14 protein-coding genes are annotated in these 17,581 nt (G+C 65.3%); 3 read left to right on the top strand and 11 right to left on the bottom strand.

Annotation, left to right across the window (positions count from 1 at the left end):
• Positions 1 to 144 precede the first annotated feature (144 nt).
• Entirely contained in the window at positions 145 to 2,181 is a 2,037-nt protein-coding gene (locus HPY83_18305) for a hypothetical protein (GenBank protein NPV09900.1), read from the top strand.
• Between the two features lie 98 nt (positions 2,182 to 2,279).
• On the opposite strand, the gene HPY83_18300 is transcribed toward HPY83_18305, so the two are convergent.
• From HPY83_18300 to HPY83_18250, 11 genes are all read right to left on the bottom strand, one after another.
• Positions 2,280 to 3,188, bottom strand: a complete 909-nt coding sequence (locus HPY83_18300) for an amidohydrolase family protein (GenBank protein NPV09899.1) — start codon at positions 3,186 to 3,188, stop codon at positions 2,280 to 2,282.
• A 169-nt stretch (positions 3,189 to 3,357) separates the two neighbouring features.
• A complete protein-coding gene (locus HPY83_18295; GenBank protein ID NPV09898.1) occupies positions 3,358 to 4,245 on the bottom strand; it encodes a rubrerythrin family protein in 888 nt (295 codons plus the stop codon).
• A 69-nt stretch (positions 4,246 to 4,314) separates the two neighbouring features.
• Positions 4,315 to 5,289, bottom strand: coding sequence for a site-specific integrase (locus tag HPY83_18290; GenBank protein ID NPV09897.1), 975 nt, complete (start codon positions 5,287 to 5,289; stop codon positions 4,315 to 4,317).
• 116 nt (positions 5,290 to 5,405) lie between these two features.
• Positions 5,406 to 6,842: a sulfatase-like hydrolase/transferase gene (locus HPY83_18285; GenBank protein ID NPV09896.1), complete on the bottom strand. Its 1,437-nt coding sequence runs from the start codon at positions 6,840 to 6,842 to the stop codon at positions 5,406 to 5,408.
• A complete protein-coding gene (locus tag HPY83_18280; protein ID NPV09895.1) occupies positions 6,836 to 8,266 on the bottom strand; it encodes a sulfatase-like hydrolase/transferase in 1,431 nt (476 codons plus the stop codon). Before HPY83_18280 ends, HPY83_18285 begins: the two co-directional genes overlap by 7 nt.
• A gap of 42 nt (positions 8,267 to 8,308) precedes the next feature.
• Positions 8,309 to 9,445: a hypothetical protein gene (locus HPY83_18275; protein NPV09894.1), complete on the bottom strand. Its 1,137-nt coding sequence runs from the start codon at positions 9,443 to 9,445 to the stop codon at positions 8,309 to 8,311.
• 19 nt (positions 9,446 to 9,464) lie between these two features.
• The gene (locus HPY83_18270; protein ID NPV09893.1) at positions 9,465 to 10,601 is read right to left on the bottom strand and encodes a hypothetical protein; all 1,137 of its coding nucleotides are present in this window, start codon (positions 10,599 to 10,601) and stop codon (positions 9,465 to 9,467) included.
• A 78-nt stretch (positions 10,602 to 10,679) separates the two neighbouring features.
• The gene (locus tag HPY83_18265; protein NPV09892.1) at positions 10,680 to 11,501 is read right to left on the bottom strand and encodes a carbohydrate ABC transporter permease; all 822 of its coding nucleotides are present in this window, start codon (positions 11,499 to 11,501) and stop codon (positions 10,680 to 10,682) included.
• Between the two features lie 111 nt (positions 11,502 to 11,612).
• On the bottom strand, positions 11,613 to 12,476 hold the full coding sequence (locus tag HPY83_18260) for a sugar ABC transporter permease (GenBank protein ID NPV09891.1): 864 nt from the start codon (positions 12,474 to 12,476) through the stop codon (positions 11,613 to 11,615).
• A 206-nt stretch (positions 12,477 to 12,682) separates the two neighbouring features.
• A complete protein-coding gene (locus tag HPY83_18255) occupies positions 12,683 to 14,047 on the bottom strand; it encodes an extracellular solute-binding protein (protein NPV09890.1) in 1,365 nt (454 codons plus the stop codon).
• A gap of 185 nt (positions 14,048 to 14,232) precedes the next feature.
• Complete coding sequence (locus HPY83_18250; protein NPV09889.1) at positions 14,233 to 15,435, bottom strand: GNAT family N-acetyltransferase; 1,203 nt, start codon at positions 15,433 to 15,435, stop codon at positions 14,233 to 14,235.
• A 276-nt stretch (positions 15,436 to 15,711) separates the two neighbouring features.
• Here HPY83_18250 and HPY83_18245 point away from each other — a divergent pair, with 276 nt between their 5' ends.
• Positions 15,712 to 16,287 (top strand): sigma-70 family RNA polymerase sigma factor, encoded by a 576-nt coding sequence (locus tag HPY83_18245; protein NPV09888.1) that lies wholly within the window; start codon positions 15,712 to 15,714, stop codon positions 16,285 to 16,287.
• A partial coding sequence (locus HPY83_18240) for a hypothetical protein (protein ID NPV09887.1) occupies positions 16,274 to 17,581 on the top strand: 1,308 nt, incomplete at its 3' end. The genes HPY83_18245 and HPY83_18240, both read left to right, overlap by 14 nt.

Raw genomic sequence — 17,581 nt, 5'->3', positions numbered from 1 at the left:
CTGGCCCTCAACCTCCTGCGCTCCCTAGGCTTCCCCCTTGTCCCCGACGCCATCCGTCACCTGCGTCTCCACCCTGAAGCCAGCCTCGCCCTCCTCACCCAACCATAGGAGGGTTGAAAAGCCCTGGAGGCCCGCCCTGGCCCCTTGACCGCCCACCGCCCCACCCCTCCGGGATCGGCTACTCCGGTAGAGCTGGTTCTGCTGCCGCAGGAGCGGGAGGAAGGCTCCTCGCTGAGCGCCGAGGAAGCCCGCCTGTTCGAGGCCGACCTGATCGCCGAACGCCTGCACCACCTGCAGCGCTCCGCCTTCCCGGTGTGGGACAAGGATGACGGCAGCTATCGCCCCTTCCGTTACGATGATGCCGCCGTGCTGTTCCGCGCCACCACCGACGTACCCCTCTACGAGGAGCGCTTCCGAGCGGCCGGCCTGCCCTACCTTACCGTCAGCGGGCGCGGCTACTACGACCGCCCCGAGATCCGGGACCTGGTCTCGCTGCTGGCTGCCCTCCACAACCCCTACGACGACCTAAGCCTGGCCGCCGCCCTCCGGTCTCCCCTCTTCAGCCTGAGCGACGAGACCCTTTACCGCCTGCGCCGACGTACCGCCGACGGCCGGTGCAGCCCCCGGTCCGTGCCCCTGGTGAGCGCCCTGGCAGCGCCACCTCCGACCGACCAGCCGGAGCGCGTGGCCCATGCCGCCGCCGTCCTGGGGGAGCTCTGGGACCTGGCCGGCCGCGTGGACGTCTGTCACCTGCTCCGCCGGGCCCTGGACCGGACCGGCTACCAGGCCGTGCTCGCCCTCGAGGACGCCTCGGAGGGAGGAGGCGGGAGGCGCCACGCCAACCTGGAGAAGCTACTGCGTCTGGCCTACGAGCGCGGCGGCGACGGCCTGTCGGCCTTCCTCCGCCACGTGAGCCTACTCAGGGAGCGGGAGGTGCGAGAGGGCGAGGCAGCAGCGGCAGCACCGGAGGCGGGCGCGGTGCAGCTGATGTCGGTTCACGCCGCTAAGGGCCTCGAGTTCCCCGTGGTGGCCGTGGCCGATCTGGGACGCGCTCCCGGCGGAGGGGCCCGAACCCCCCGGGTAATGGGCGACCCCGCCTACGGCCTGGTGTGCATGGACCGGAACGAGGACGGAGACTGGGTCAAGCCGGCTGGGTACGCCTGGGCCGAGTGGCTAGACGGCCGCATGGAACGGGCGGAGAGCAATCGAGTGCTCTACGTGGCCTGCACCCGGGCAGCCGACCTGCTGTTGCTCTTCGGTCGGCCGGCTCCTGGCGACAACTGGTTGGCCCGAGTGATGCGCGCCTGGGAGCTGGCACCGGAGGGGCCCGAAGAGGAGATCATCCCGTACCCAGGATTCGCAGTCCGCATTCGGCGCCCAGCCAACGTCAAGGCCGATACGACGCCCGGCCCGGTTTCGGGAGCGACCCAGCCTGGCGGTGGGGGTAGCGCCCATGGCCGCACTCGGGGACAGCCACAGGACACATGCTTGCCGGCAGCGGTGGCGGCCCTCCCGCCACGGCCACCGCGCTCCGTGGCGGTGACGTCACTGGCCCGGCTCCTGGGCCGCGAGCCGGAGCCCCTGCCCCCCGTGAGGCCGCGGAGCGACGGGTCCATCGGCCTCGAGATCGGGCGCCTGGTGCACCGAGCCCTCGACCACTGGGACTGCCTGAGCGAGCCCTATCCCGCTCTCCAGGCTCGTCTGGAGGCCTGGGCCACACGCCGAGGGCTGGACGCCACCACCGCCCGCCGAGTGGCAGGCGCTGTCCACAGGTGCCTGCGGGAGTTCTGGCGCTCGGCGCTATACCGCGCAGCCTCCCGTTGTCGAGAACGCCACACGGAGCTGCCCTTCGCCCTCCAGGCCGGGCAGACCACCATTCGAGGTGCTCTCGACCTCCTGTACCGGGACGACGAGGGGCGCTGGCACCTGGTGGACTGGAAGACAGACTACGTGACGGAAGACGAAGTCCTGGTTCAGGCTCCGGTGCACCGTCTGCAACTGGCGGTCTACGCTCGGGCAGCGTCCGTCGTGACTGGCGAGCCGCCCACGGTGTCGGTCTGTTTCCTGCGCCCCCGTGTGCGAGTGATGTCCTTCCAGACACAGGAGCTGACGCAGGAGTGGGAAGCACTAGTACGCGCCCTCGAGGGTCTCGGCGCAGGTGTACCTGCTCCGCCTGAATGAGGAGTTGCGCCCTTTCAGCCGAGCCGCGCGCCAGCGCCCCCCTGCATCGGCACCCGGCGACGGAGGCCCCCGCGAGGTGCCCTCAGACGAGGCGCGGCTTAGCCGGCCTGCCCCAGCAGTTGCAGAGCGTTCCTGTAGGTGAGCTTGTCGAACACCTCCTGGCTGATGGCCCCCTCGTCCCGCAGCCGCTTGAGCGTCGTCAGGTGCGGCATGCGGTCCTGAGGCCCACCGAAGCAGACATCGGTGCCGAACGCCAGCCGGTCCTGGAACTCGTTGATGAAGCGCACGCCGTACTCGGGATCGCGGGTGATGGCGTTGTGACCGCTGCCGGCCGAGATGTCGCCGTACAGGTTGGGGTACTGCCGCAGCAATCGAGGGAGGGCTCCCTCTTCCTCGATCGCTCCCTTGGGATAGCCCATCTTCTCCTGCATGGTGAGCCCCGCCCCGATCTCGGCCCAGAAGCCTTGGCCATGGCCGACGACGTTGGTCTGAGGGGCCGCCTCCAGCAGCTTGGCCAGGCCTGGCGCCCCGGGGTGGTCCTGGAGGCCGTAGGTGCCGGGCAGGTAACCCACGTTGTGGATCAGAACCGGGAGGCCACGGGCGCCAGCCTGGCGGAACATGTTCACCGTGCGGGGGTCGTCTATGGGCACGTTGGCCGTGATCTCCCCGATCCCTCGACAGCCTTGCTCCTGGAACCAGTCCAGCAGGGGACCGAAGTCCGCCTCGGGGCTGTTACCCAGCCACCGGGGATCGAGGTTGCCGAAGGGAATGATGCGGTCTTGGTAACGGGCAGCCTCGAGGACCTGAGTGCGGACGTCCAGACCGCCAGAGGTGAGGAAGGCCGGCCCGATGTAGTTCTCGGGCGAGGGGTAGACGGGCAGGAGCACCGCCTTGTCTATGCCCTCATCGTCCAGCCGCTCCATGAGGTTGTCCCAGGTGACGGGGATGCGTTCCGTGTCCCCCGCCCGGCGAAAGTCACCCACGTGAATGTGGAAGTCTAGGATCATGCTGCCCTCTCCCTGCCGAAGTCACCGCCATAGCCGCCTGCGCCAGGCGTACCATCGCCCCTCGCCCACCAGTCCCGACTATCCCATGCAAGGGCAAACCACCGTGTGCCCGGTACCAGGACATGGTTGACACATCCGACACCACCGCGCTTGCCCCCGGTCCCCATCGTCATACATCCACCCCGAGGAACACGCGCACGAGGTATCCCAGCCCGAAGCTCACCACCGCCACCCCCAGGCTGATAGCGGCCATCTCCAGGAAGCGATCCTTGAAGGAGATGTCCCGGGCCACCGACACATAGTAGTTGAAGACAGCGATCAGGCCCACCGCGTTGATCCCGGTCCACGCCAGGGCAGCATAAGGGTTACCTAGGAGCAGGAAAGGCAACACCAGGAATGCCACTGCCAGCACGTACGCGGCACCAGTGTACAGCGAGGACTTGAGCGGGTCTTGCTCCCCCTCTTCCTCCCGAGCGGACAGGTATCCGGACGCGGCCATGGACAGGGAGGCGGCGATGCCGGTGATTAGCCCCGAGACGGCGATCAAGTCGGTGTTTCGCAGGGCGAAGGTGAGCCCGGCCAGCGTCCCGGTGAGCTCCACCAGAGCGTCGTTCAGGCCCAGGACCACCGAACCCACGTAGCGCAGCCTTTCCTCGTCTATGAGTTCGATCAGCTGCTGCTCATGCTTCTCCTCGTCCTGGGCCACCGCCTCGATCCCGGGTACGACACCTATAAGCCGTCGGTAGGCCACTTCGTGGGCGTACTCCTCGGCCCGCTCGAGCAGCCTCATGCCGAAAGTGAGCCCGAAGAGGCGAGAGATGAAGAGGTACCACCAAATGCGCCACCGGTCCGGCTTGGGCTCCTCGCCCGTCAGCCGGGCCCAGAAGCGGTAGTGGCGCAGCTCATCCTCTCCAATAGCGCGTAGCACCCGCGCATTGTCCTCGTCTTGGGTCGAATCCGCCAGGCGAGTGTAGACGTGGTACTCAGTGAGCTCGTTCGCCTGGGCTGCCAATGCCGCCCGCTTCGCTGCCACATCAAGCTGTATCGGGACCGCCATCGCTCCCTCCCCGCTCGCTGCGGCCATGTTAGCCCCGCTAGAGCCGGACGCCAAGTCCAGCCCGAGCCTCTAGCCAGCATCGAGGCGCCGGGCGAGCCCCTCTAGCACGCGGAGGGCATCCTCCCAACCCACCGGGCTCAGGCCCAGCCGCTGGCGCACCTCGTCCGCAGGTAGCTCGAAGTACCAGCGCAGGGCACAGCTCCAGCGCATCACGTTCGGGGTCACCAGCACTCCCGTGTGCGCCTCCCGGCCCAGCCGCTCCAGCACCCGGTGCAGAGTACGGGTGGAAGCGGCGAATACCCGCTCGTCGCCCGAAGGGTACTGGCTCAGGTAGGCCCGATACACCTCTCGGAAGCCGGCCGGAGCGGGCAGGGTGCGGTTCTTGTAGCGGTGGCGCCGACCGCGATGGTGGATGCGGATGGCCACCACCGGCTCCGCCGTGAGCACCTGGCCGCGGGACAGCTCCTCTAGCTCCCCTCGGCGAAGGCCCAGCTCGAGGGTGAGCATGAGCAGCAAGAGCGGGCGGGAATCAGGTCGGTCCGGTCGCCCGTGCGAGGCCCAGGCAACCTGACGCATGCGGTCTTGCTCCTCGGCTGTGACCACGTCCGGTAGGGGCACTTCCCCTCCCGGGGCGTAGAGGTCGGCCGCCGGGTTGTCGGGGAGGACGCCTTCCTCCTGGAGAAGCTCGAAGAAGCGGCGGATGCCCGTCACGCGCAGGGCGAGAGTCTTGACCGGTGTGTCCCGCCCCCGCTCCGACAGCCACTGTAGGTAACGCCGCAGGTGAGAGGCCCGGATCTGGCGCAGGCTCACGTCATCTCCCAGGAAACGAGCCAGCAGCTCTACCGCAGTGGTGTAGCTCTCCACGGTGTTGGCGCTGTAGTCAAGCGACGCCATGCGGCCGGCGAACCAGGCGTTGGCCCGGCGGAGACTGGCCTGCGGGGCCGGAGGTCGCACCTGGCTGCCGGCCTGGATGGCCTGCTCGTCGCCGAACAGCGATAGCTGCACCGCCCCCGTGTCCTGTCGCCCCTGCCTGCGCCGCGCCATGACCACCTCGCAAGTCGTTCGCTGCGTACTACTTATGTCATGCTAGTGGACGGCAGGTGAGCCCGTCAAGGTGGAGCTATGCGAGGTCAGTCTCCTAGCCCGGGAAGCGGGCCCTGCTAGCCATCGCCCTGGGCGAAGGCGTTCTCCTCTTCGCCGGGACCAACCAACCCCAACTGCCCCTGTCCCGTCACCGGCAGGGCCTTGCCGTCCAGCCGGGGGTCCACGTACCGGTGGAACCACTGGCTCAGCTGCTGCCGCAGCTCGCGCACCGTCCCGGCGTGCTCGGCCCGTTCGGCCAGGTTGGCCCGCTCGTCCGGGTCGTCGGCCAGTCGGTAGAGCTCGTGAGGGCCGTAGGGGTAGCGGTGAACGTACTTCCACTCCCGGGTGCGTACCATGCGAGTGGAGCCATACTCGGAGAAGACCACCACGCTATCGTGCCCGGGGTCCTCCTGCCCCATCAGCGCGGGCACGAAGCTCCTTCCCGGCAATCGCTCGTCGCCCATGCCCGGCAGGCCAAGGTAGTCCAGCAGGGTGGGAGCGAAGTCATAGCCGCTGGTCAGGGCCTCCGTCACCGCACCCTGGGGCAGCCGGCCGGGCTGGGAGAAGATGAGAGGCACCTTGACCGAGTTCTCGTACATGTTGAGGGGGAAGGTGCCGTTACCCTTGCCCCAGAAGCCGTGGTGTCCGCAGCTGAACCCGTTGTCGCTGTTGAAGATGATGAGGGTGTTCTCCCGCAGGCTGAGTTCCTCCACCCGGTCCAGGATGCGGCCCACGTCGGCGTCCATGGCGGTGACGGCGGCGAAGTAGCCCTTGAGCGACTCCCGGTTGCCCAGGTTCTGGTCCGTGAGCCAGATGGCCCAGGGGTGGCGGGGCTCCTGGGGGCAGCTCTCGAAGGGACAGTCGTCGTACGAGTCTACGATGTCCTGAGGATGGCCCGTCCAGGGGCTGTGAGGAGCGGTGTAGTGCACGCTCAGGTAGAAGGGAGCTTCCTCGCCCGCCCGCGCCTCCAGGAAGGCTAGGGCGTCGTCAGTGATAGCGTTGGTGACGTACCCTGGCTCGTTGATCAGCTTGCCGTCCCGAACCATGGGGGCGTTGTGGTAGGGGCCGCCCCCCGACTGGTGGACGTACCAATGGCTGAAGTGGTGCTGTTGCAGCTGGCTGGCACCCAGGTGCCACTTGCCGCTGATGCCGCAGTGGTAGCCGTGAGCGGCCAGGACGTCGGTGTAGGTGGTCTGGCCCTGGAGGTACTCCACCGCATTGGGAGGCACATTCCCCTCCCGGATCCAGTCGTGGACGCCGTGACGGGAAGGCACCCGCCCGGTCATGAGCGTGGCTCGGCTAGGGGAGCACACCGGCGAGGTGCAGAAGAAGTTGGAGAAGCGCACTCCGGTGGCAGCCAGTCGGTCGATGTTGGGCGTGCGAATCTCGGGGTTGCCGTAGCAGCCCGAAGCCCAGATGCCCTGGTCGTCGGTGAGGATGAAGATGACGTTGGTGCGTGTCCGGCTCGGCTCGGGAGTGAGCTTCTTCGCCGCCTGGGGCGGCCAGGCTACCACATGTGCCTCCTCTGCGGCAGAGGATCCTCCGCCGCACAAAGACGCTCAAGAAGCAGTCGCTCCATTTCCTGTCTCTTGCCAGCATAGCGCGGCTTGGCCCAGAGGTTCTCGAACTCATCGGGGTCATTGATCAGGTCGTAGAGCTCACCGTACGGGCGTCCGGGGTAGTGGATCAGCTTCCATTCCCGCGTGCGCAGCGCCTTGACCTCGTGGCCGGTCGGGTCGACGCCACGCGCCATCAGTTCCGGTGACTCCCGGTCTTGGCCGAGTACAGAGTCCCTCCCCTGAGCACCGGTTTCCTGGGCCAGCAGAAGACGGATGGACCGCCCCTGCACTCCTGCCGGCACCTCTACCCCGGCTAGATCGAGAATCGTCGGCATGATGTCCACGGACTCCACTAGGCTGTCGTCCACCTGGCCAGGACGTGTCATTCCCGGCACGCGCCATATCATGGGCACGTTCATCACCTGATCATAGAGGAAGGGGCCGTGGCGCCACTGCCAGTGATCGTTCAGGCATAGCCCGTGGTCAGAGGTGAAGAGCACGATGGTGTCGTCCCAGAGGGAATGCTCCTGTAGGCTGGCAGCCAGTCGTCCGAACTGGTGATCCAGGAACGTGGCCATGTCGTAGTAGCTGGCCAAGTAGCGCCTAAGGGTCTCATCGTCCGGATACGGCAAGATAGCATGCGCCTCATTGCGCATACGCAGCGACCCCTCGTAGCAGTCCTTGAGGTAGGGCGGCTTGGCGTCGAGTTCCCCCTCTCTGCGCTTCGGCTCTGGCATGTCCTCAGGACGATAACGCCCAGTGTACTCCTCGGGCGAGTGCGACGGCGGTATTAGCTCATGGTAGGAGCAGAAGCAGAAGAACGGCTGCGTACCGCCAGCGTTTCGGCCTATGAAGTCCATTGCCTGATCGGTGATCCACGTGATCTGATGCGCCTCCTCGGGGACAGGTTGCCGGCTTCTGACCGCCTCGCTTAGGTCGGGGTAGTGTTCATCTACGAAGGCCAAGTAGTCGGGGCCCATCTTGTTCTCACTGAGCCGGACCTCTTGGAAGCCATAGTAGCTCTCCTCCCGGTCCAACGCTGGGGGATAGTCGGCAGCCTGTTGGGGCTCGAAGTGGATCTTGCCAAAGGCGCCCGTGCGGTATCCGTTCTCGGCTAGAACCTGCGCCAACGTCACCTCGCTTCGCGAGAGCGGGATGCCATTGGCCCACACTCCATGCACGTGCGGATAGCGCCCGGTGAAGATGGAAGCTCGTGAGGGCATGCAGACAGTGTGTGCGCTAAAGCTGCCGGTGAAGCGCACCCCCTCCCGAGCCAGCGCATCGAGGTATGGCGTACGAAGGACCGGATTCCCGTAGCAGCCCAGAGCATCCGCCCGATGACCGTCGGTGAGGAACAGAAGAACGTTGGGCTTCGTCATTGTACGGTGCTCCAAAGATGGTGGCCAGGCGCGGCTTCGCCTTCAGGCACCAAGGAAGCCTTCGTCCCAGAACACCGGAGCGTAGCCGTGCTCACTCAGCCATGAGATGGCGGCGATGACCTTCTGCTGCACATCTGCCTGGTACAGGCTCAGCTCCGGTCGGAAGTACTGCTCATGGATAGTCAGCTCGATCACCTCACCAGTGTGAGGGTTGGCACTTACCTGCTCCAGTCTTGGCACTACTTCGGACACGGCCAGGTTGTTGACCACCGCCTCACAGGCGACGAACCGCATGTCGATGGAGGGGTCCCACCAGTAGTCGCGTCCACCTATGTGGTCAGCTAGAGCCTCGTCAAGGTAATACCTGGTCTCCGGCACCCGGCCCCGGTTGCGGGCGAACCGGCCCTTGAGGCCTGTGACGCCCCTGTCCCTCAAGGCACGCACGGATTCACGGCTGGCATCGGCCCAGTGCACAGTGGTGAAGCTGCTGATGAGGTCAGGCCCAGCAAAGCGCTCGATCTCCTGTGTGACCCACTCATAGTCATGAGTCATCTGCTCATAGGTCGAACTCTGATAGGGGTGGTCCGGCTTGTTCTGCCAGGCATGGAAGGTCAGCCGTAGCCAGTCGGCGTTGGCCGTCCACTCTGCCCTGAACCGGTCCGGCATCTCTGGGAGTCTGAAGGGGCGTCCGCCAAAGACACTCGCGTCGGTCTGATAGTAGATGTTGAAGTGGAACTTCGCTCCATACCGCTCGTGAAGGCTCTTCCAGAAAGCCAGGTACCAGTGGTCGAAAACAGAAGTGTAGTCTCCTCGAGCCAGGTCCTTGAGAAACAAGATGTTGTCGTCGATGGAGAAGCGACAGCGCGGGTAGGAGTCCCTGTCCCAAAGCACCTCAATGGACGCCTGCTGGCCGGCACCTCTGGCGGTGATGCGGTTGTGGCGGTCCTGTAGGGGCACCTGGGCTTCGAAGCAGTCGCCTCGGACTGTGGCATCGACTTGGACACGGCTCCGTGCCTGCTGGTTGACACCGGGGGCGCCTTCCACAGACACGCTGACACCCGCCTCAGCCGGGCAGCTCCCCTCGATGGCGACGACCAGGCCCTCGGCTCTGGCGGTGCCGTCGTGCCTGTTGAGGATGTCTCCGTGTACCGGATTCGTGATACGCAAGGTGGTGGTCATGCTCTCCTCAGGCAAGCAGCTACGCTCCGAGGAAACCCTCGTCATAGTGCACCGGCTTGTACCCCCGCTCGGCCACCCACGCCACGGCTGTAACCACCTTCTCCTGGGCATCGGGTTGATAGATCGACAACTCCGGGCGAAAGTACTGTTCGTGGATCATTAAGTCGATGACCTCAGAGGTGTGTGGACTGGCAGACACCTCTTCCAGTCTGGGCACAATGGCATCTAGGGGGAAGTTGTTCAGCACGGCGTCGCCTGCGACCATGATCAAGTCCATCTCCGGGTCCCACCAATAGTCCCGGCTGCCAACGTAGGCGCCCATGGCCTCGTCGAGGTAAAGGCGCGTCGTCCGCGGGTAGTTCCGCTGCCCTCCGAAGGTGCCCTTCAGGCCCACCACTCCCCGATCCCTGAGGGCGCGGATGGCGTCCCGAGGTGCTTGGGACCAGTGCACCGTGGTGAATGTGCTCAGTAACTCCGGTCCAGCGAAGCGCACGATCTGCTCGGTGATCTTGTCGTAGTCATGAGCCATCTGCTCATACGTAGCATGCTGGTACGGGCGGTCAGGCTTGTTCTGCCAGGCGTGGAAGGTCAGCCGCATCCAGTCGCTGTTTGCCTGCCACTCCTCCTTGAAGCGCTCCGGCATGTCGGTCAGCCGGAAGAACCCGTTAGCGTAGACGCTCTCGTCGGTCTGGTAGTAGATGTTGAAGTGTATCTTGGCCCCATACCGCTCGTGCAGCCCCCTCCAGAAAGCGAGGTACCAGTGGTCGAACAGCGACGAGTAGCTGCTCTGGGCCAGGTCCTTGAGGAATAGGATGTTGTCATCGATTGAGAAGCGGAAACGGGGGAACGAATTCCGATCCCATAGAACCTCAACCGAGGCCTCCTGCCCCCCAGCCCTGGCGCTGATGCGGTTGTGATGGCCCTGCAGGAGCACCCGTGCCTCGAAGGTCTCCCCTCGAGTTGTGGCGTGAGCCTCGAAGCGGCGCTCTGGTGACCGTCCCACGGCAGAGGCACCCTCAACGGAAACCACGACATCAGCCCCGGCAACACAAGTGCCCCTGACAGTGGCCATGAGTCCCTCGGGCGTTGCGGTACCGTCGTGGCGGTTCAGTATGTCCCCGTGCACGGGGGACGTGATTCGCAGTGCTTGGCTCACTGTGGCCCTCCTGAGTAGCAGCTCGGGGGCTCAAGAGACGCACGGGACCCGCCGCCTCATGGCAAACATCGCTCCCGGTTACCCCTTGAGCCCGGACAGCGTTATCCCCTGGATGAAGTAGCGCTGGGAGAAGAAGAACACGAGCAGGCAGGGGAGCATGACCATCAGCGAGTAGGCCATGATCTGCTCCCACTTAGTCAGATACTGCTGCCTGAACCCGAGCAACCCTAGTGACAGCGGCCACATGACCGAGCGCTGCAGGTAAATGAGTGGCCCCATGAAGTCATTCCAGTGGCCGATGAAGGAAAAGATCGCCACTGCTGCCAGCGCCGGCCCGGCTAGGGGTAAGGTGATCTTCCACCAGATGACAGGCGGGATGGCGCCATCCATCGTCGCCGCCTCATCCATCTCCCGGGGAATGCTGAGGAAGAACTGACGCAAGAGGAAGATGTAAAAGGCGCTACCGAACAGCGACGGGACGAGCAACGGGCGAAAGGTATTCACCCACCCAAGACGGTGAAAGCCAACAAAGACGGGTATCATCGTCACCTGTCCGGGCAGCATCATGGTGGACAGCAGCAGAGAGAACCAGAGGTTGCGGCCCCGCCACTCAAGCCTAGAGAAGGCAAACGCCACGCAAGACGATGCTAGCAGGGTGGCGGCGGTGGGAAACAGGGTGATGATCAACGTGTTGCGCAGGTACCGAATCGTGGGAACCGACCTGATGGCGTCGGTGTAGTTCTGTAGCACGGGAGGGTCCGGGATCCACACGGGCGGGATGGCCCACACTTGCTCCGGTACCTTGAGAGAAGTGGACAGCATCCAAATGAAGGGAAACAGGAAAGTCAGGGCGAAAATGGCCATCAGGGCGTACAACACCACCACCCGGGCGATGATCATGACCCTGGCAACTCGATCCCGCTTTCGGCGACGCATCGTCCGCTGCACAAGCGTCTCAGCTATCATCAGTCCTCAGTTTGTGTCCATTATGCCTACTGCAAAACCGCCACACTAGGCAGCCCTGGCTCGCGAGGCTGGCATCTCGTAGTACACCCACTTCCCGGACGTGTAGAACTGCACCAGGGTAAAGGCCATGATGATGAAGAAGAGAACCCAAGCCAGGGCGCACGCGTACCCCATCTCGAAGTAACGGAAGGCACTCTCGTACAGGTAGAGGACGTAGAACAGCGTTGAGTTGACTGGGCCCCCGTTGGTCATGACGTAGGCCGAGGTGAAGACTTGGAATGAGCCTATGACCCCCATGATGAGGTTGAAGAAGATCGTAGGTGTGATCAGCGGCACGGTCACGAAGCGGATCTTGTGCCACCAACTGGCCCCGTCCACCATGGCAGCCTCGTACATCTCCTGTGGCACCCCCTGCAGGCCCGCCAGGAAGATGACCATCTGGCCACCGATGCCCCACATACTCATGAGAACCAGTGCCGGCTTCGACCAGTTGGGATCCATTAGCCAGACTGGTCCTTGGATGCCGACCCAGCCCAGCACCACGTTCACTAGCCCAAGGTTGGGGTCGAACAGCCAGAGCCAGAGCATGGACACGGCCACCCCTGACACCACCGAGGGCATGTAGTAGATGGTACGTAAGACGTTCTCCCCTGGCAGCCCCTGATTCAGCAAGATGGCAACGGTGAGAGCAAGGATCATAGACAACGGGACATGCAGGACGGTGTAGTACATGGTGTTATACAGGACGGTGAAGTACCTGGGATCCTCGAAGAACATCACCCGGAAGTTGTCCAGTCCCACGAAGCGGGGTGGCTGCAACACGCTGTAGTCCGTCAGGCTGAAGTAGACCGAGGCCAGCATTGGGCCCAGGGTGAGGGTGAAGAAGCCGACTATCCACGGGGCAGCCATGACGTTGCCCCAGAACTGCCGGGCGAGTCGCGGAGTGGCGAGGCGGGAGGAAAAGCCGGCTTGCCTTCCAAGACTTCGACCGGTTGCGCTCACGGTAGCCTCGTCCACATGGAGACACTCCCCAGGATGGGCCTGCAGAAGGCCAGATTGGGCTTTCTGCAGGCGCCGCTACTCAGAGAATCCCGCCAAGCCGACTACGAGCGTCCTTACACGTCAGGCCAGTTGGGGTACTCCGCCATGATGGTGTTGGTCTCCGTCTCGGCCTCGGCCAGGGCCTGTTCGATGGTCTTGGTGCCTAGGATAGCTGCCTCTACCATAGGCTGCAGGACCCGGTTGAGCTTCGCCCACGACGGATACAGGGGCTGGGGCTCGCCGTAGTTCCGCATGTTGCTAATCACCTTCTGCATAAGGGGCTCCTGCAGGTACTCGGCCTGCTCAAAGGCGGACTGGCGCGGAGGCAGGTAGCCAATATCCTGGTTGTAGGCGATCAGCGCTTCTGGGCTCATGTGGAGCTTCAGCAACTCCCAGGCTGCGTCCGGATGCTTCGAGGTAACGCCGATGGCGATCCAATCGGTGTTGGTCTTCGCAACTCTACGGGCCTTCATAGGCGGCTGCGGCACCGTGACGAACTGTAGCTTGTCGGGAGCGTGCCGCCTGACGTTCACCGCGTGGTTGCCCGGGTGTCCGTAGGCAATCACCCACTGGCCTGTAGCCAGATAGGGGATGGGCGAGTCCGGCAGTGGGGCGTAGCCTTGTGGCGTGATAGTGTTGTTGCGCTCCTTGAGCCAGCTAAGCGACCAGACGCCAGCCTCATTGTTGAATCCGGCCTTGCCATCCTTCACCACCATACCACCGCCGGAGTAGAGGACACCGAGCCACTCCTGCCGATCCATGTGGCACGAAGATCCCATGCGGACCACCTTGGTGCCATCGTGCACGGTACAAGCGATGGCGGCCTCCAGGTAGGCGTCCCAGTCCCAGTCATCCGCGATGGTAACACCTGCCTCGTCTGCAAGGTCCTTTCGGTAGCAGTAGTGCCGAGGGCTGGTCAACTGTGGCAGACCCCAGGTCTTGCCCTCCCACTGGCAAGTGGTCAGTGAAGCTTTGAGGAAGTCGTCTCTGACACCCCATTCGTCCAGCCGGTCATCCAAGACAATGGCGAGACCGTTCAGCGCGGCCAAGGGCACGAAAGCGGCACCCATCCTGTACAGGTCCGGCATGGAGCCGCCCGCCTTGGTGGTGAGGAGTTGCTCCTCGAGGCGGTTCCAGTCCAGTGGCAGGTTCTCCACCGTGGCGTTCGGGTACATCTCCTTTAGGAGCGGCGTGATGTTCTCATCCACGAATGCCAGATACTCGGGCGAGAAATCCACTAGAACCTCAATGGTGAAGGCCTCCTCAGTTCTCTCACCTCCAGATGGGGCCGCCGCTGCGGTAGCCTCGCCCTCAGGCCCTACAGTCGGCGCCGGAGTGGCCCCACCACAGGCTCCGAGAACAGACGCCCCCACGGCAGCAGCGAAACTAGTGGCGATGGCGCTAAGGACGGTACGTCGCGCGAGCCTACGACTTTCCATCGTTCCCTCCTTGGGGAAAGCAGTGGCGAAGATAGCCGCAGCTATCGGCCCGGAAAGGCCTCGCGAGCATCCTGGTAAAGCATTGTAGTTCGTGCGTAATCGGGCTGTCAACACCAACCCACTGTTTGGGCCACGGAAACAGTAAATAGCATATAACTAGGCCACTACGTCATATCTGACCATACCTATACAAAGTCCAGCTGGTGATACGCCCAGCGCGCCCATGGCAGCGCATCCACTACCGCCGCTAGGTCGGCTCCGCACGCGCCGGGCGCCGTCACCAGGCCCATCTCCAGGGCCGCCGTCAGGTCCAGCCGGCCCAACAGCAGCCGCGCCAGGCTCGACTCCTTCATCTCCAGCATCAGGCGCCGGCCCTCCCCTCCCGATGCACCATGGAGGATCACCTCCCGCTCGGGGGTCCAGACCGTGACCTCCAGCCCTCGCGTGGCTTCGGAGGGTCGCCATGCCGCCTCCGCCAGGCCCTCCGGGTCGAGCACGCGCCCCAGGATCATCATGCCCCCTCGTGAGCGCGCCCGGGGATGGAAGCCGAGCGCCTGAAGCACGGGCGCGTACGGGCTACCGCCCCCCAGGCGCGCGTGCGCGGGCACTCCTCGCTCGGTGGCCAGGTCGGCGTAGGCCGCCAGTAGCGGCAGGGCCACACTGAGGTCGCTGCCCTCCGTCGCTATCTCCAACAGGTGCAGCGCCGGCACCAGCTTCTCCTCGCCTACGATGGCATAGCCCCGCATGCTCCCCTCCGCCGGGACCTGCAACACCGACAGGTCCAGTGGCACCTCCTCGTATTGAGGCGTCTGCACCGCTACCTCGTAGTAGCCGCAGAAGCGAGGCGGGTAGCCCGCCTGGTTGCCGTAGGCGCTGCGGAAGAGGTCTACGGCCCTTTCCTGCTGCTCCAGGAACTCGGCATAGGCGACCCGTCTCACCCCTGCCGAAGGCCACACCGGCGCTGGCTCTCGCACCCACGAGGTCAGGTACGCCAGGTCCTCGTGGCCCGTCCGTCGGTAGAAGCGGTACGCCCGACTGCGTTCGTCCTCTCGGTAGACCATCATGGCCAGGCACCGTCCTCGCAGGAACTCAGCAGCCACTTCCATCAGGCGGGAGCCCACCCCCGTGCCCCTCACATCCTCGCGCGTGCAGACGGAGTACTCCCACGCCACTGGGACCGATACGCCCGGACGGATGAGGAAATCGCGAAACTGGAAGGGCACTGCCCCCACCACCTCGCCATCCCTGAGGGCCACGGCGGCGGTCACCTGGCCCCTGGACCAGTCCGCCCAGTACTCGGGCGACATGCGGGGGAAGACGCTGTCGTGCAGGCGCAGGAAGCTCTCGGCGTCCTCCGGTCGGTACTCCCGGTACTCCACCTTCGCCATCTGCTGCTCCCACTCCTCAATCAGCAATGCGGATGAGCGCTACAGCGTCGGCAGTGCTCTCCTGGATTCCTTTCTTATACACGAGGTCGAGGGCCGGTGGTAGGCTCCGACGGGCGCGAGGGCGGAGCACGGGCACAGCCGGCTGCGGCGGCCGAGTTGCCCCGCGGCCCTGTTGGCCGACAGACTTGAGGGGACGGCGTTACCTTGGCGCTTGTGCCCCGATATAACCCATAGAGAAGCCCTGCAAGCTGCGGCGCGGCGCCGAGAGGGGAACCGATGCCGAGTCTCTCACTGGCCCAACAAGGGGCCACGACCTCCGAGCCGGAGGACGCACGGCTGGTACAGGCAGCCCAGCGCGATCGGGCCGCCTTCGCCGACCTGTACGATCGTTACGTGGCCCGCGTCTACCGCTACCTCTACAGCCGCATCGGCGACGTGCACGAGACTGAGGACGCCACCGCCCAGGTTTTCACCGAGGCGCTGGCCGGGCTGGATGGCTACCGGGAGCAGGGGCGGTTCGCCCCCTGGCTATTCAGCATCGCCCGCCGGCGCGCCGCCGATCATCACCGTCGGCGGCAGCACGCTCCCCTGTGCGATGCCCTGACGTGTCCCAGCGATGACGACCCTCTGGCGACGCTGGTGCACGAGGAGGACCTGCGACGCCTGGCCGGCCTGCTGCGCGAGCTAGATGAGGAGGCGCAGGAGCTGCTGCGCCTGCGCTACGCCGCCGGACTGACCTATGGCGAGATCGGCCGGCTGGTGGGCCGCAGTGAGGATGCTGTCAAGATGGCTATTCACCGGCTGCTGCGCCGGCTGCACCGATCCTGGGAGTTGAGCGATGGTCCCAAGTGAGATGAACGACAGGGGCATACAGGCTACCGAGGAGGCTCTGGCTCGGCTGTTCGCTGCCGCCGAACCGGACCGCGAGTTTCTGCGAGCCCTGAGGGAGCGGCTGTTGACTAAGGGGGAGGGTGCGGCTGAGCCTGTCAGGCCGCCATCGCCGCCAAGGCAGCTGAGGGGGCTTGGCGCCCGTCTGGGAGCCTTCCTCGAGCGCCACGCCTGGGTTCCGGCGGCGCTGGCGCTCGCCCTCGTGCTGGCCCTGGCGGTGGCGCTGGGAGGGCCGGCCCAGGTGCTGGCCGAACTGGGCCGGCTGCCGGGCTACTTCTTCGGCATCGGCTTCGTGGACCTGACCGATACCCGGGCCCTTCCGGCCCCCGTGTCCGTTACCCGCGAGGGCGTCACGCTCACCGTGGAACAGGTGCTAGCCCAGCCGAACCGCACCGTCGTCCGTATCCGGGCTGAGGGGCTTCCTCCCCTGGCGGACGAGTCTCTGGCCGACGGCGATCCCGGCTTTCTCCTCCGGCTGCCGGACGGCAGCACCTTGGCCCCCACGGGGTGGAGAGCCCGCCGGGGCGAGGCCACCGTGGACTTCCCGCCCCTGCCGGCCGACGTGTACCGGGTGGACCTGCTGGTGGAGCGCCTTCCCATCGTGCTGCCCGGGACGGCGCCCGAGAACTGGAAGGTGGCTCTGGGACTGCACCCCACGAGCGGAGAGATGATGGGGGCCGGCTATACTGCCCCGTACACACCTGAGGACGCGACCGACAGCCACCACGGTGTCACCCTGCGCCTGCTGGAGGTGGCCCAGGGCCCCGAGAGCACCGCCCTCAACCTGCAGGTGAGCTGGCCGGACCCGGAGTGGCGCTTCCCCCGCCTGGGCTACGAGAGGACTGCCACCCTGCGGGACGACCTCGGCCACGTCTACTACGAGGGCGCCGGCCCCTCTGCCGCCAGCCTTGCGGCAGAGAGACAGGTGGCGGTGGCCATCGAAAGCCACGTCATCGAGCTCGGCGCTGCTCCCACACCGACGCCGCAACCCGGCAGCGAGATGTGCACCCTTACCTTCGGCCCGGTGTCGCCCGCGGCCAGCCGGCTGACGCTGATCGTAGACTCCATCGCCTTCAACGTCCCCCTCGAAGCCGAGTTCACCCTCGACCTGGGCGACGACCCCCAGCTGGGTCAGGAGTGGCCCCTGGATGTGTGGCTGGACGTGGCCGGGCTGCCCCTGCACGTCACGGGAGCGCGCCTGCAGCAGAACAACTACACGGGCGAGAACGAGCCCCCCTTCGCTCTAGCCCTCTTCACC

The sequence above is a fragment of the Anaerolineae bacterium genome (assembly GCA_013178015.1).
GTDB lineage: Bacteria > Chloroflexota > Anaerolineae > DRVO01 > DRVO01 > Ch71.
The sequence above is the reverse complement of the archived record's forward strand: the minus strand, read 5'-3'. Positions and strand labels throughout refer to the sequence as shown.

What these genes read in the sequence shown, in the direction of transcription:
- HPY83_18300 (NPV09899.1), bottom strand. Translation starts at nt 3,188, where the DNA reads ATGATCCTAGACTTCCACATTCACGTGGGTGACTTTCGCCGGGCGGGG.
- HPY83_18295 (NPV09898.1), bottom strand. Translation starts at nt 4,245, where the DNA reads ATGGCGGTCCCGATACAGCTTGATGTGGCAGCGAAGCGGGCGGCATTG.
- HPY83_18290 (NPV09897.1), bottom strand. Translation starts at nt 5,289, where the DNA reads ATGGCGCGGCGCAGGCAGGGGCGACAGGACACGGGGGCGGTGCAGCTA.
- HPY83_18280 (NPV09895.1), bottom strand. Translation starts at nt 8,266, where the DNA reads ATGACGAAGCCCAACGTTCTTCTGTTCCTCACCGACGGTCATCGGGCG.
- HPY83_18275 (NPV09894.1), bottom strand. Translation starts at nt 9,445, where the DNA reads ATGACCACCACCTTGCGTATCACGAATCCGGTACACGGAGACATCCTC.
- HPY83_18265 (NPV09892.1), bottom strand. Translation starts at nt 11,501, where the DNA reads ATGATCATCGCCCGGGTGGTGGTGTTGTACGCCCTGATGGCCATTTTC.
- HPY83_18260 (NPV09891.1), bottom strand. Translation starts at nt 12,476, where the DNA reads ATGGCTGCCCCGTGGATAGTCGGCTTCTTCACCCTCACCCTGGGCCCA.
- HPY83_18255 (NPV09890.1), bottom strand. Translation starts at nt 14,047, where the DNA reads ATGGAAAGTCGTAGGCTCGCGCGACGTACCGTCCTTAGCGCCATCGCC.
- HPY83_18250 (NPV09889.1), bottom strand. Translation starts at nt 15,435, where the DNA reads ATGGCGAAGGTGGAGTACCGGGAGTACCGACCGGAGGACGCCGAGAGC.
- HPY83_18245 (NPV09888.1), top strand. Translation starts at nt 15,712, where the DNA reads ATGCCGAGTCTCTCACTGGCCCAACAAGGGGCCACGACCTCCGAGCCG.